This is a genomic window from Streptomyces hokutonensis, from assembly GCF_042751305.1.
Lineage (GTDB): Bacteria > Actinomycetota > Actinomycetes > Streptomycetales > Streptomycetaceae > Streptomyces > Streptomyces hokutonensis_A.
In genome coordinates this window covers 1-13542 of sequence record NZ_JBHYWD010000033.1, presented here as the reverse complement: position 1 = coordinate 13542, position 13542 = coordinate 1, and the positions used below count along the sequence as shown (strand labels likewise).

Here is a 13542-nt window from a genome sequence, read left to right as displayed (position 1 = left end):
CCGGGGCAGCCGTTCGACACGCGAGCCGAGTGACATCTGGTACTCCGTAGGTTGCTCTGTCCGTCCCGCCGCACGGCGGGAAGACCTGGGCTCACCGTGCACCCGGCCCGCGAGGACAAACATCAGTAACGTGACTGCACGGCGACTCACGGGTCATTTGACTGATGGTGCGGGCACACGGGGGTCTCGCAGAATCGTGTTGTCCCTGAATCACACGACCGGGCACATGACGCTTCACACCGTGTGCCCCCCGAACTCCCTTGATCCCACCGGTTTACCGAGCGGTGATGTGATGAGAGAACCCGACAGTTGCACCCTGGCGGTGTGCCGGATGCTTGTCCGCCTGGTCGTCTCCGAAGGAGTGGACCGGCCAGTGATGCTCGATCTTTCCTACGACACAGCCGACCCCTACGCGGTCTCCTTGACGTTCCACATGTGCACCGACGCGACCGTGCGTTGGGTGGTCGGCCGCGATCTCCTCCTCGACGGACTGGAGAAACTCACCGGCGTCGGCGACATCCAGGTGTGGCCCTCCCGGCTCCCGTGGGCGGGCAAGGTGCACATCGCGCTGTGCCCGTGTCCCAGGCAGGAGGCGGTCGTCGTGACCGTCTCGGCACGAGCCCTGGAAGCCTTCCTGCGACGAACCCTCGCGATGGTGCCCACCGGTACCGAGGAATGCCACCTGGACATGGACGCAGCCGTCCACCACCTCCTGAGCGATCCGGGCGAGTCGCTTCGGTAGGAGTCCTTTCCGAGAGCCGGACGGACCGGCACCGCGAACCCCGTCCCCGGCGCGCATGTCACATCGGCGCGGCCTGCGCGGTCTACGTGGTGGCGGACAACAAAGCAGAGGGAATCATGCGAGAGATTCTGATCGTCGGCGGCGGCTACGCGGGCTTCTACACCGCATGGGGCCTGGAGAAGAAGCTGCGTCGGGGCGAGGCGCGGGTCACGGTCGTCGACCCGCGCCCGTACATGACCTACCAGCCGTTCCTGCCGGAGGTGGCGGCCGGTTCGGTGGAGGCGCGGCACGCCGTCGTCTCACTGCGCAGGCATCTGAGCGGCACCCGGCTGATCGCGGGGACCGTGACCGGGATCCGCGCGGCGGACCGCACGGTGACCGTCCGCCCGGTGCACGGAGACGCCTACGAGCTGCGCTACGACATCCTCGTGGTCACCGCCGGCGCCGTGACCCGCACCTTCCCGATCCCCGGCCTCGCGCAGCAGGCCATCGGTCTCAAGCACGTCGAGGAGGCCGTGGCGGTCCGGGACCGGCTGATGACCGCGTTCGACCAGGCCGCGTCGCTGCCGCCCGGCCCCGAGCGGAGGAGGCTGCTCACCGTCACGTTCGTGGGCGGCGGGTTCTCCGGCGTCGAGGGCTTCGGCGAACTGCTCTCGCTGGCGACCGCGATGCTCAGGTCCTATCCGGAACTGACCATCGACGACCTGTCCTTCCACCTCGTCGAGGCCCGCGGCCGCATCCTGCCCGAGGTGAGCGACAAACCGGGTGCGTGGGTGGTGCGCCACCTCGAACGCCGGGGCGCGCACGTCCACCTGAACACCCAGCTGCTGTCCGCCGAGGACGGCCACGTCGTCCTCTCCGACGGCCAGGAGTACGACTCCACCCTGATCGTCTGGACCGCGGGCAACGCCTCGAACCCGGTCGTGCACAACCACACGGACCTGCCGCTCGACGAGCGCGGCCTGCTGCTGGTCCGCGCCGATCTGCGTGTGGGCACGGAGAGCGAGCCGGTGCCGGACGTGTGGGCGGCCGGCGACGACGCGGCCGTTCCCGACCTGGCCTCTCCGGTGCCGGGAGCACGCACGGTGCCCAACGCCCAGCACGCCGTACGGCAGGGCAGGCTCCTCGCGAAGAACCTCGTGGCCGATCTGCGCGGAAAACGAGTCCGGAACTACCGCCACAGCAGCCTGGGCGTGGTGGCGACCCTGGGCCTGGGGCGGGGAATCTTCCAGTACAAGGGCATCGTCATCAAGGGATTCTGGGCATGGTTGATGCACCGGGGCTATCACGTGCTGGCGGTGCCCAGCTGGGAGCGGAAGATCCGCGTCCTGGCGGTCTGGCTCACCGCGGCCCTGACCGGCCGGGACCTCGTCTCCCTCGCCTCCGTGCAGCATCCCCGGGACGCCTTCGTCACGGGCGGGCGGACACAGGACCCGGGGGCCGACCGGGCGAAGGAAGGAAGTACGGCATGACCATGTGGGGTTCTCGATTCCACCGGGGGTACGCCATGACCGCACGTGAGGAGGCCGCTCGCGGTCTGCCCGACATCGAGGGCTACCTGTACCAGGAGGCTCACATGGGAGCGACGCACCGCCGCGTGGCGGCCCTCACCAGGCGCGTGGAGGGGCTCACCCCCGAGCAGAAGCGGGACATCGGAAGGTGGTACGTCGACGAGCAGAGACACGTCGCCCGCATGGTGACCGACCACATCGCCGAACGCGTCGAGGCGATAGAGGCACAGCACCAGGTCCGGATCCGACAATGGCTGCGGGGAACACTCACCGCCATGATCCTGATCACCCTCGCGATGACCGCCTGCGTCGTGGTGATCCTGGGATCGTCGCGCTGACCGCCGCGCCGCCTAGGAACGCCCGGCGCGATACAGGCCCCTGCCGGCGCGCTGGACACGGGAGGAGGCGACGAGACGGTCGAGTGTGCTGCGGACCGCGTTGATGCTCGCGCTGTCGGTGTCACGGTCGAGCGCCGCCGCGACATCACGGGCCCGCACGTCGATGTCGCCGACCTGGGTGAAGTACTTCATGATCTGCTCGGTGAGCCTGCCGTACTGCTTGTGCGCGTCCTCGTCGTGGTCCGGCCGGGAGGTGGCGGGCGCGATGTCCTCGTCCTGGGGCGCATCGTCGGCCGGGGCGCCGATCACGCTGGCCAGGGCCCCGAGAGCACGCTGGACCGACCCGAGATGTGCCACGACGGCGGCCAGCTCCCTTTCCAGCGCCTGCTTCTGGATCTGCAGCCGGGCCAGTTCCTCCTGAAGGCCCTCGGCGGTGACCTCGATGCTGTGTGCCGTTCGGCTCGTAGAGACCATGTTTTCTCCCCTCCTCAACCCTTCTCGACATCATATGCAGTGCTTCGGGTGCCAGACAGAACATCTCAGTGTGCCGAACAGTGGGATTTCGGCAGCTCGTGAAAAAAACATTGTCCGCTCCTGTCACAGGCAGCAGTCGGCCGCGGTCTATGCAGCGGATGAAACGGAGCAACGGAGGCCAATGGATCATGCATGTCGAACCGTCCCCCACCCGGACCGACGACCTCGACGGAGCTGTCGCCGTCTTCGTACCCCATCGCAAGCGGCTCTTCGGGATCGCCTACCGCATACTCGGCAGCGCGGTCGAGGCCGAGGACGTGGTCCAGGAGGTGTGGCTGCGCTGGCAGAAGACCGACCGCTCGGTGGTGGCCAATCCCGCGGGCTTCCTTTCGAGCGCGACAACTCGTCTGGCCATCAACGTCGCTCAGTCGGCGCGCGTGCGCCGGGAGACGTACATCGGACCGTGGCTGCCGGAGCCCGTCGACACGAGCGCGGACCCAGAGGTCGGTGCTCAGCGCGCTGAGGCCGTGGAGCTGGCCCTGCTGCTGGTGCTGGAGAAGCTGACTCCCGTCGAGCGTGCCGTCTATGTACTGCGTGAGGCGTTCGACTACGCCTATGCCGAGATCGCCGACATGCTCGAACTCAGCGTCGTCAATGTGCGGAAGATCGTGAGCCGTGCTCGTCGTCACCTGCTGGACGAGCGACGGGAGAGTGTGGACGCCGCCGAGCACCGACGCCTTCTGACCGCCTTCGTCTCAGCGGCCCGGACGGGAGACGTGGCGTCGCTGGAGGCCCTGCTCGCACCCGATGTCGTCAGCCTCTCCGACGGCAACGGAATGCGGGGCTGTGCCCGGTTGCCTGTGCTGGGCCGTGCCCGGGTGGCCAGACTCTCGGCCTATCGGCACCTCTGGCGGGAGGCGGAGCCCGAGCTGGTCGATGCCAACGGTGCTACGGGCGTGGTGGTCCGCCGGGACGGGCGGACCCTCGCCTTCATGACCGCCGCCGCGTCGAAGTACGGCATTCACCAGGTGATGTGGGTGTTCACTCCGAGCAAGATCGCCGCCTTCCTCGATTCGCGTTCCCGTTTCACGAGGTCCCTCGACACCGTGCCGGACGGCGTGTGACGGCGGCGTGAGGTCCTCCCTGCTGTCAGGGGCTCGCGTCCGAGCCTGCGCCACCGTCGGTACGGGGATGGTTCCAGGACCGCAGTTTGTCGGGATTGAGCATGACCCAGAACTGGGCGACCCGGTCGTTCGCGACGTCGAGGCTGATGACGCCGGCGACCTGGCGGCCGTAGTGGGCGACGAGGCCGGTCCGGCCGTTGACGGATTGGGTCGTCAGGGTGGTGTGCGGGCGGCGGGCCAGGAGGGTCAGCAGGCTGTCGGTGACCGGCCCACTGCCGTGGACCGGTCCGGTCAGTGCCCGCACCTTGCCGCCCCCGTCGAAGAACGCTGTGACGTCGGGGCTCAGCAACGACGTGAGCAGTTCGCCGTCTTCCGTGACGCACGCCCGGCGCACGGCGCGGACGGCGGTGTCATGCTGGTGTGGCGTTGTGGAGCGGGTGCGCTGCAACTGCAGCCACTGTCTGGCCCGTTCGGCGAGCTCGGCGAGCTCGGGCTCCGTGCGGCCCACGATGTCGGCGACGGCGCCCGGCGCCAAACCGAAAGCGCGGAGCACGAACGCCGCGCGCTCGGCCGTCGACAACGACTCCAGCGCGTTCAGTACGACCCGGCCGGCCTCCTCCTCCACCTCCGACGGCCGCTCATCCTCCGCCTCCGGGCCTGCCGCGCCCCGGTCGGGCAGTGCGAGCCGGCCCAGGCAGATCCCGCCGACTGTCTTCGCCAGCCAGGACCGGGGAACGGCGACCTGCCGACGCGCCGCGTCGGACAGCCCGTACCACCGCCGATATGCCTCGTCGACGACACTCTCCGCCACACCCGGGTCGCCCAGCATCCAGTGGGCGACGTCGAGCAGGTACCGGCGCTCCTCCCACAACTCGGCGATCGGCACCGCATCGCCCTGGTCCATCCGGCATCCTCCCTCTCGCTCGCACGGCCCCACACAGGGCAAGGGCATCGGCTTACCCCTAAGACCGGAAACCCCCGGTTGTTGTGACACGGGCTCGCCGCGGCCTCGTGTCACACATGCGGCGGCCGCCCGGTCTTACAGAGCAGCACCGCACTTTTTCCTTGACTGCCGAACGAGGTGACCATGCCATGCACTGGCGTGAACGGGCAGCCTGCCTGCACGTAGATCCCGAGCTCTTCTTCCCCATATCCAACAGCGGCCTCACCCTCCGGCAGATCGACGAGGCGAAGGCCGTGTGCGGCCGGTGTCCGGTCGCGGAGCAGTGCCTCGAATGGGCGATGCGCGTGGGGCAGGCGGACGGCATCTGGGGCGGAACAACGGAAAGGGAACGCCGTGCGATGCGCGGACCCGACATCTCGCGCGCACAAAGCCGCCCGAGCGATCTATGAGGGGCGGCAGCAACATGGGCAAGGGTGAAAACGTTGCCGATTGGGCGAACGGACGACTGGGCGTCCCCCGCCTCGTCAGAGAAAAGGCCCGACGGGCTTTTCCGGACCACTGGTCGTTCCTGCTCGGGGAGATCTGCCTCTACAGCTTCGTCATTCTCGTCGTCACGGGCGTGTATCTGACCTTCTTCTTCCATCCGTCGATGAACGAGGTTCGGTACAACGGCAGTTACGCACCGCTGCGCGGACAGATGATGTCGGAGGCGTTCGCCTCGACCCTGCACATCTCCTTCGACGTCCGCGGCGGTCTGCTGATCCGGCAGGCCCACCACTGGGCGGCGCTGATCTTCGTCGCCTCGCTGCTCGCCCACATGATGCGGGTGTTCTTCACCGGCGCCTTCCGCAAGCCGCGCGAAGTCAACTGGGTGTTCGGTTTCCTGCTGTTGGTCCTCGCCATGTTCGCGGGACTGACGGGATACGACCTCCCGGACGACCTGCTGTCGGGGACCGGCCTCGCCGTCGTGAACGGAACGATCCTTTCCATTCCGATCGTCGGAACGTATCTGTCGATGTTCCTCTTCGGAGGCGAGTTCCCCGGCCACGACCTGGTGGCCCGCTTCAACACCATCCACGTCCTGATCATCCCCGCCCTCATGGTGGGACTCCTGACCGCCCACCTGGCCCTGATGCTCTACCACGGGCACACGCAGTACCCGGGCCGTGGGCGCACCAACAGCAATGTCGTGGGCGTGCCGGCCAAGGTACGCGCCGTCAAGTCCGCCGGGTATTTCCTGCTGGTGACCGGCACCGTCCTCGTCATCGCCGCGGTCGCGCAGATCAACCCCGTCTGGCAGTACGGCCCTTACCGCGCCGACCAGGTTTCCGCCGGTTCGCAGCCCGACTGGTACATGGGCGTGGCGGACGGACTGCTGCGGGTGATGCCGGGCTGGGAGATCAATCTCTGGGGCCACACCCTCGCGCTCGACAACCTGATTCCGCTGACCGCCGGTGTCGGCTTCTTCCTCGCCCTGGGTGTGTATCCGTTCATCGAGTCCTGGGTGACGCGGGACAGGCGCGCACAGAATCTGCTGGACCGGCCGCGAAACCGGCCCGTACGAACGGCACTCGGCGTCGCCTGGCTCAGTTTCTACGCGGTGGCACTGATCGGCGCCGGCAACGACATCATCGCCGTCCGTCTCCATGTCGCGGTCGAGTCGGTGACCTGGGCCGTCCGCATCGGCCTCTTCGTGGTGCCCGTCGCGGCCTATTCGGTGACAAAACGCTGGGCGCTCGGACTTCAGCGCGGCGACCGCGACAAAGTCCTCCACGGACGCGAGACCGGCATCATCAAACGTCTACCCAACGGCGAATTCGTCGAGGTGCACCAGCCGCTCAGCCAGGAGCAACTCCACCTTCTCACCCAGCACGACCAGTACCGTCCGCTCGATCCCGGCACCGCGAACGGAGCGGCGAATCCGAACACCGTGTTCCGCCTTGCCCGCAATCTGCGTGTCCGGCTCAGCGAGCGCCTCTACGGCGAGAACGCGCAGATCACCAAACCGACTGTGCAGGAATACAAGAACAAGAAAACGCCGGCCAAAGAAGTGCGCCGATGACCAGACCCGTTCTCGAGCCTGCGTCACATCGGAACCGAAGCCGACGCGTTGACCAGATGGGGAGGTGGACGATCCTGGACGTCTACGAGGCGGTCACGAGCCGACGGGCTGTGCGCGGATTCACCGACCGGCATGTCCCGAGGGACGTGCTGGAACGCGTGTTGTCCGCTGCGGCTTGGACGCCGTCCGGATCGAACATCCAGCCGTGGCGCGCCTATGTGGTGACCGGCGGGCCACTGGCCAGGCTCAAGAAGAACGCCGGCAAGCGATTAGCCGAGGGGGACGCCTGGGACGAACCGGAGTACGAGCAGTACCCGCCCGCACTCAAATCCCCCTACCACGAGCGTCGGTCCGCCTTCGGTGAGCAGCGCTACGGCGCCCTCGGCATCCCGCGCGAGGACGTGGAGGCGCGGCAGCGGGCCGCTTCCGCGAACTGGGACTGCTTCGGCGCCCCCGCCGCCCTGTTCTGCTACATCGACCGCGATCTGGGCCCGGCCCAGTGGTCCGACTGCGGCATGTTTCTACAGACCGTCATGCTGCTGCTCCGCGCCGAAGGGCTGCACAGTTGTCCGCAGATGGCGTGGGCGAAGTTCTGCAGGAGCGTCGCGGAGGTCCTGTCACCGCCGGACGAGCTCATGCTCTTCTGCGGTATGTCGATCGGATACGAGGACGTCACGGTCGACGACGCCCGTACGGGCAGGGCGCCGCTCGGTGAGACGGTCACGTTCATCGAACGTTAGTGCCGCCGCCGGCCGGTTCACGGCGTCGCACGGCCTAGGCCGACGTCGCCTCGCCTTCGAGCCGCAGGGCGCGGATCTCCTTGCGGGAGGAGATGCCGAGCTTCGAGAACACCTTGCGGAGGTGCCATTCGACCGTGTGAGGACTGATGAACAACGTGGCGCCGATCTCGGGGTTCGTGAGCCCGTCGGCGGCGAGACGGGCGATCTGCGCCTCCTGCGGAGTGAGGGCTTCGTGCGTCGCGGCACTGCGTTTACGAACCTTTGCTCCCGTGGCCTGAAGTTCGCGTCGCGCACGTTCCGCGAAAGCCTCGGCCCCGATCTGTCTGAGCATTTCGTGGGCGGCGGCCAGGTGAACACGGGCGTCCGCGCGGCGGTTCTCGCGGCGAAGCCACTCGCCGTAGAGAAGGTGGGCACGTGCCAGCTCCGTCTTGACCTCGGTGTTGCCGAGTCGCTCGATCGCCTCACGGTACAAGGCGTCGGCGGCCTGGCCGTCGCTCACCAGCGCACGAGCCCTGGCTGAGGTGCCAAGAGCCCAGTCGGTGCCACTGGCCTGCGCCATGTCGTGGATCGTCCGGACTGTCTCCGTTGCGTCTTCCGGTCTTCCGAGTCGTGCTGCGGCCTCGATGAGTTCAACCATCGACTGCAGGTACAGGCCGAGTTCCTGTGGATTCTCGCAACCGCGCTTGGCGGCCTCATAGGCCTCCTCGTATCGGCCGAGGCCGTTGTAGAGCACCGCCGCCGCCCATTGCGTGGCGGTGCCCACCTTGCCCTCTCCTCGCAGGAGGAAGTCTTGGGTGATTGCCTCGATCGCCCGCCGGGTCTCGGTCTCCCGGCCCCTCCACGGCTCGACGACGAGCGCCCCGTAGTGCGCGAAGAACCTGCTGCCGGTCGCCTCGCCGATCGCGGTCGCCTCCACGACGAGGGAGTCGGCTCCGGCGAGGTTGCCCGCGAAGACCCGATTCGACAGGCGCAGCAGCAGAGCCGACGGCAACACGGACAGAGCCCCGGTCTCGCGTGCCAGGTCGACCAATCCCGCCGAGAGCACGGACCAGCTCTCGAAGTCCCAGGTGCTGTGTGCCAGACGGCAGGCGAGCGGGAGCCAGCCGAGTCCCTCCGCCCCCGAGACCTCGTCGGTGCGAAATGCGGCCAGCGCCTTGAGCAGCATCGGCGTACCCGCGGCGTAGCCCTCCGTGGCCACCCGTGCAAGACCCGTCAGAAGGAGGTCGTCGCGTGTCGGCTCAGCGGGCCTCGGTGCGCTCAGTACGGCCTTCGCCACTTCTCGGACGCCGCCCTTCGGGAGCCGGCCGGCGGTGAGAGCCGCGTAGATCGCGTCCCGGTAGGTCTCACGGGCGCGCCTCGCGTCAAGCGGCTCGAACCGCTTGGCCGCCTCCAGCAGCAGCGGCAGACCTGCGCTGGCGCTCTTCGACGCGGACATGATCTGACCGCGCAGCAATGTCGACTGCGCAGCGCCGAGATCGTCGAGGGGGCCCAGCTCCGCCGCGTCCGCCAGCTCCCGCGCGGCGTCGAACGCGCCGGCCCGGTATTTGGCCTGCGCCGCTGCCAACGCTCTGGCTCCGCGGCGTGCGGGATCCGGGGTCAGCTCGGCAGCCCGATCGAGAAAGGCCGCTGCTGCGGCGATTCCGCCACGCGCCTGCGCCCGGTCCGCCGAGCGCTCCAGCTCGGCGGCCACTGTCTCGTCCGGTCCGGCTGCCGCACAGGCCAGATGCCACGCCCGACGATCGGGATCGAGTTGGGTGTCGGTCGTGTCTGCCAACGCCCTGTGCGCCTCGCGACGGCCGTCCCGGCCCCCCGCGCGATACGCCGCCGAGCGCACCAGCGGGTGCCGGAAGCGCACCCACGTGCCGAAAGTGATCAATCCCGATGTCTCCGCGTGCTCCACCGCGGCGTCCACGTCGATCCCGAGCCGTCCGGCCGCACGTCTCAACAGCGTCACGTCGCCGACCGGCTCGGCGGCGGCGGTGACCAGCAGCCGTTGCGTCTCGGCCGGGAGGGACTGGACGCGGCGAAGGAAGCCCTGCTCGATCTGGCTCGACAACAGCCGCGCGTCGGGACGTACGAAGGCGTCGGTCATGTCCACCGGGGCCAACCCGCCGGGCAGTTCGAGCAGGGCCAGCGGGTTGCCGCGCGTCTCGGCGACGATACGGCTGCGTACCCGGTCGTCGAGCGGACCGGTGACGACCGAGTCGAGGAGTTTCCGGGAGTCGCTCTCGGTCAGGCCCTTCACCGGCAGCTCGGGCAGGCCGCCGATCGACTTGCGGGCGGTGGGCTCGCGGACAGCGAAGACGAGCACGACCGACTCGGCGAACAACCGACGGGCGACGAACTCCAAAGTCTGCGCCGACACGTCGTCCAGCCACTGCGCGTCGTCGACGAGGCACACCAGCGGCTGGTCCCCGCCGACGTCCGCAAGAAGGCTCAGCGTGGCCAGACCCACGAGGAACCGGTCGGGTGTTTCACCGCCGCGCAGCCCGAACGCCGTGCAGAGGGCGTCGCGTTGAGGCTCGGGAAGATCGTTGATGCCGCCCAGCAGAGGAGCGCAGAGCTGATGCAGGCCGGCGTAGGACAGCTCCATCTCGGACTGGACTCCGGCAGCCCTGACGATGCGACATCCGGTGGCACGCTCGAAGACGTAGTTCAGCAGCTCGGTCTTCCCGATCCCTGCTTCACCGCGCAGGACCATGACCCCGCTTCGCCCCGACCTGGCGCCTGCCAACAGGTCGTCGAGGACCCGGCACTCGTTTCGCCGCCCGAGGAGTCCGGCAAATGAACCGCGGCTCGTCATGGCAGCCTCCCTGATCATCAGAATAGACCAGCGTCCGTAGGCACGGCTCCGGACCGCTGCGGCGGAATTCGTCGGCCGACAGTGTCCTGGCGGCGGGTCCGCCGGCCGTTGCCACCGGTGGCGGGCCGGGGTCGGCGTCACCGTCGGCACCGGTGGTGGCGGCGGTACAGACACAGAACGGCACTGCCCGTATATCGGCGAAACGGCTCCGACCTGCCTCGTAGCGCTGCCGGGCGGCCGACTTCAGGGCTCGGTCACGGACCTGCCACGCAGCAACCACGGAGCCCACTACGGCTTTCACAGGGGCGACCGGCTGCCCCTGCGCGCGATGTTGGTTTCGGCCGCCTTTCAAGCGACTGACCTACGGAGCAGAGGAGCCGGTCGTGGACACACAAACGGTCGCAGCCACGCGAGGTCGGGAGACGGCGGGCATGACGGCCACCCCGACGGTCGGTGAACTGGACAGCGCGACGTCGGTGTTCGTCCGGGCCCGGCCAGGACTCCTCAGGATCGCCAACCGGATCGTCGGAGACGCCGGCGAGGCCGAGGACGTCATCCAAGAGGCATGGCTCAGGTGGCAGGGCACAGACCGCACGGTCGTCCTGAACCCGCCGGCGCTGCTCAGGACCACCACCGTCCGGCTGGCCATCAACGTCGTCCAGTCCGCCTGGAGGCGCCGGGAGTCCTGCGCCAGCACCTGGCTTCCGGATCCGGCGGACACCGAGGCGGGCCCGGAAGCGGCGGCCGAGCGGCTGGAAGCCGTTGAAAGGGCGGTCCTCCTGCTGATGGAGGCACTGACGCCGAGGCAACGGGCCGCGTACGTCCTGCGGGAGGGTTTCGGCTACCCGTACGCCCGGATCTCCGCGATCCTGCGCCTGAGCGTCGCGAACGCGAGGCAGCAGGTGTCACGCGCCCAGAACCGTCTCACCACGGACCGGCGCAGGCAGCCAGTCGACTCCGTCGCGTATCGGCGTCTCGTCCAGGCGTTCCTCGCAGCAGCCCAGTCCGGCGACCTTGCGCAATTGGAAAGGGTCCTTTCCTCGGACGCCGGCCACCGCCCAGCCACCGCCTTCGAGCCGATGCCCCGCAGGGTGAGCGAGTAGTCGTCAGCGAGTGTCTTCAGCGTGGCCGCCGATCGGGGAACGCCGGGAGGACGCGCGACGCACTCGGCTCCGGGCCGCACACCGCCGCCGACTGTCAGCGGCCAATGCCCCGGCCTCCATGCGGGTCAGCGTGTCGTGGGGGCCAGTCAGAGCGGTATGGATCGCGCATGGCGACTCAGAGCGGTTGGCGCCGAGCGTTCACTTCCATTCCTTTCCTTGCGGACGTCATAGCGGCGAAAGCCTGCGCAGAGCCGTCGAGACGGCTGCCATGCAGTCGTCGACGTCCACCAGTTCCTGCCGCAGTTCGGTGACACGGGTCTGCAGTTCGGCGGCTTCGGCGGCCAGCGCCATGACGGTCGCGGCGATGTCGGTGCGTCGCTCATGGGTTTCGGTCATCGTGCTCCTTGTGCTGCCGTCGGCATTCTCGTGCGGCGGCCGACGACATGTTCCGGCTGCCTTGCGAGGGAATTCGGCGAACTTCTTCCGAAAGGGTTCGGGTGGCCCTTTCCTCCGAAAAGGGCCACCCGGAACGAGCTCTACTTCTGTCGTGTGAGCCAGTCGGCGAAGCGCGTCGTGGCGATGTGTGCGTCGGGTCCCGGCAGCAGCGTGTTCTCCTGCAACTCGGCGCCCCAATAGGTCGCCTGCGGGTCCGTGACGATCTTGCGGGGGTCGTCCTGGGCACTGAGGCCCATGCGGATGAACTCCTCCAGCTGGAACGCCTCGGGACCGGCGACCTCCACCACGCCGCCCACCGGGTCCCCGACCGCCGCACGGGCGACAGCCGCGGCGACGTCGTCGGAGACGATCGGCTGGATCTTCGCGTCGGGCAGGTGCACGGTGTCGCCCTGGGTGACCCCGTCGGCAAGACCCTTCGCGAACTCGAAGAACTGGGTGGCATGGACAATGGAGTAGGGGTTGCCGGACGCCTTGATCAGGTCTTCCTGGGCCTGCTTGGCGCGGAAGTACCCGCTCCCCAGAAGGCGTTCGGTGCCGACCACCGACAGCGCCACATGATGCGCCACGCCCGCCTCGCTCTCCGCCTTCAGCAGATTCGCCGTCGACGCGCGGAAGAAGTCCATGACCGCCTGGTCCTCGAACGACGGCGAGTTCGACACGTCGACAACCACCGACGCACCCTTCAGAACCTCGGCCAGCCCCTCCCCCGTCAGCGTGTCGACACCGGTGCTGGGCGCCGCCGCGACCGCCTCGTGCCCGTGCGCCGCGAGCCCGGCGACCACCTTCGAGCCGATGAGCCCGGTGCCGCCGATCACTACGACCTTCATGACGGAATTCCTTTCGGGTTTACCTGATGCCTGCACCAGTAGAGACCGGATACGGGCCCTGTCTGTGACACCGGCTCCTCGGCCTATTCGACGAGTTTCCCGGCGGTCGACACGTCCTGCATCAGGGCGGAAATCTCCTCCGGCACGGCCGGAATGGCCTCGCGCGTGACGCCCGCCGTCGGGGACCACACGAGATTCACCCGCAGCGCCGGATCCAGTTCGGGATAATCACTGCGGTTGTGGCAGCCACGCGTCTCGCGGCGCTCCAGCGCCGATTCGAGGGTGGCCCGGGCCGCGAGCGCGGCCGACTTGAGATCGAAGGCGTGCGCCAGATCCTGAAAACCCGCGATGTCCGGATGGATGCCGACGGCCTCCATGCGCTTCTCGATCACCGCGAGTTCCGCCAGTCCGGCACGCAGGCCCTCCTCGTCACGTACGACACCTGCGTGCTCGGTCAT

Annotated in this window: 13 protein-coding genes and 1 pseudogene; 8 read left to right on the top strand and 6 right to left on the bottom strand. The window is 68.4% G+C overall.

The window, feature by feature from the left end; genetic code table 11:
- The first annotated feature begins 292 nt into the window (after window positions 1-292).
- The 3 genes from ACFXC1_RS46705 to ACFXC1_RS46695 all read left to right on the top strand — a co-directional run bounded on the left by ACFXC1_RS46705 (window position 293) and on the right by ACFXC1_RS46695 (window position 2591).
- The gene (locus ACFXC1_RS46705; RefSeq protein ID WP_381255238.1) at window positions 293-742 is read left to right on the top strand and encodes an SsgA family sporulation/cell division regulator; all 450 of its coding nucleotides are present in this window, start codon (window positions 293-295) and stop codon (window positions 740-742) included.
- Between the two features lie 116 nt (window positions 743-858).
- Window positions 859-2214 carry an NAD(P)/FAD-dependent oxidoreductase gene (locus tag ACFXC1_RS46700; RefSeq protein WP_381255235.1) on the top strand — a complete coding sequence of 452 codons (1356 nt, stop codon included), beginning with the start codon at window positions 859-861 and terminating at the stop codon, window positions 2212-2214.
- Window positions 2215-2249: 35 nt separating this feature from the next.
- The gene (locus ACFXC1_RS46695) at window positions 2250-2591 is read left to right on the top strand and encodes a hypothetical protein (RefSeq protein WP_381255232.1); all 342 of its coding nucleotides are present in this window, start codon (window positions 2250-2252) and stop codon (window positions 2589-2591) included.
- A gap of 12 nt (window positions 2592-2603) precedes the next feature.
- Here the strand turns inward: ACFXC1_RS46695 and ACFXC1_RS46690 are convergent, their stop codons facing one another.
- Entirely contained in the window at window positions 2604-3065 is a 462-nt protein-coding gene (locus tag ACFXC1_RS46690; RefSeq protein ID WP_381255230.1) for a hypothetical protein, read from the bottom strand.
- 188 nt (window positions 3066-3253) lie between these two features.
- Here ACFXC1_RS46690 and ACFXC1_RS46685 point away from each other — a divergent pair, with 188 nt between their 5' ends.
- Complete coding sequence (locus ACFXC1_RS46685) at window positions 3254-4189, top strand: sigma-70 family RNA polymerase sigma factor (RefSeq protein WP_381255228.1); 936 nt, start codon at window positions 3254-3256, stop codon at window positions 4187-4189.
- A 25-nt stretch (window positions 4190-4214) separates the two neighbouring features.
- On the opposite strand, the gene ACFXC1_RS46680 is transcribed toward ACFXC1_RS46685, so the two are convergent.
- Window positions 4215-5093 (bottom strand): sigma-70 family RNA polymerase sigma factor family protein, encoded by an 879-nt coding sequence (locus ACFXC1_RS46680; RefSeq protein WP_381255225.1) that lies wholly within the window; start codon window positions 5091-5093, stop codon window positions 4215-4217.
- A gap of 188 nt (window positions 5094-5281) precedes the next feature.
- On the opposite strand from ACFXC1_RS46680, the gene ACFXC1_RS46675 reads away from it, so the two are divergent.
- The 3 genes from ACFXC1_RS46675 to ACFXC1_RS46665 all read left to right on the top strand — a co-directional run bounded on the left by ACFXC1_RS46675 (window position 5282) and on the right by ACFXC1_RS46665 (window position 7895).
- On the top strand, window positions 5282-5542 hold the full coding sequence (locus ACFXC1_RS46675) for a WhiB family transcriptional regulator (RefSeq protein WP_381255222.1): 261 nt from the start codon (window positions 5282-5284) through the stop codon (window positions 5540-5542).
- Between the two features lie 14 nt (window positions 5543-5556).
- The gene (gene qcrB, locus ACFXC1_RS46670) at window positions 5557-7155 is read left to right on the top strand and encodes a cytochrome bc1 complex cytochrome b subunit (protein WP_381255219.1); all 1599 of its coding nucleotides are present in this window, start codon (window positions 5557-5559) and stop codon (window positions 7153-7155) included.
- Window positions 7156-7229: 74 nt separating this feature from the next.
- Window positions 7230-7895 carry a nitroreductase gene (locus ACFXC1_RS46665; RefSeq protein ID WP_381255397.1) on the top strand — a complete coding sequence of 222 codons (666 nt, stop codon included), beginning with the start codon at window positions 7230-7232 and terminating at the stop codon, window positions 7893-7895.
- A 34-nt stretch (window positions 7896-7929) separates the two neighbouring features.
- Here the strand turns inward: ACFXC1_RS46665 and ACFXC1_RS46660 are convergent, their stop codons facing one another.
- A complete protein-coding gene (locus tag ACFXC1_RS46660) occupies window positions 7930-10698 on the bottom strand; it encodes a helix-turn-helix transcriptional regulator (protein WP_381255217.1) in 2769 nt (922 codons plus the stop codon).
- A gap of 431 nt (window positions 10699-11129) precedes the next feature.
- Here ACFXC1_RS46660 and ACFXC1_RS46655 point away from each other — a divergent pair, with 431 nt between their 5' ends.
- Entirely contained in the window at window positions 11130-11801 is a 672-nt protein-coding gene (locus tag ACFXC1_RS46655; RefSeq protein ID WP_381255216.1) for a sigma-70 family RNA polymerase sigma factor, read from the top strand.
- 225 nt (window positions 11802-12026) lie between these two features.
- Here ACFXC1_RS46655 and ACFXC1_RS46650 read toward each other — a convergent pair whose 3' ends face one another.
- The 3 genes and pseudogenes from ACFXC1_RS46650 to ACFXC1_RS46640 all read right to left on the bottom strand — a co-directional run.
- Window positions 12027-12197: a hypothetical protein gene (locus ACFXC1_RS46650; RefSeq protein WP_381255213.1), complete on the bottom strand. Its 171-nt coding sequence runs from the start codon at window positions 12195-12197 to the stop codon at window positions 12027-12029.
- 140 nt (window positions 12198-12337) lie between these two features.
- Window positions 12338-13084, bottom strand: a complete 747-nt coding sequence (locus tag ACFXC1_RS46645; protein ID WP_381255211.1) for an SDR family oxidoreductase — start codon at window positions 13082-13084, stop codon at window positions 12338-12340.
- 83 nt (window positions 13085-13167) lie between these two features.
- Window positions 13168-13542 (bottom strand): annotated as a pseudogene (locus ACFXC1_RS46640) (succinate dehydrogenase); the annotation flags it as partial.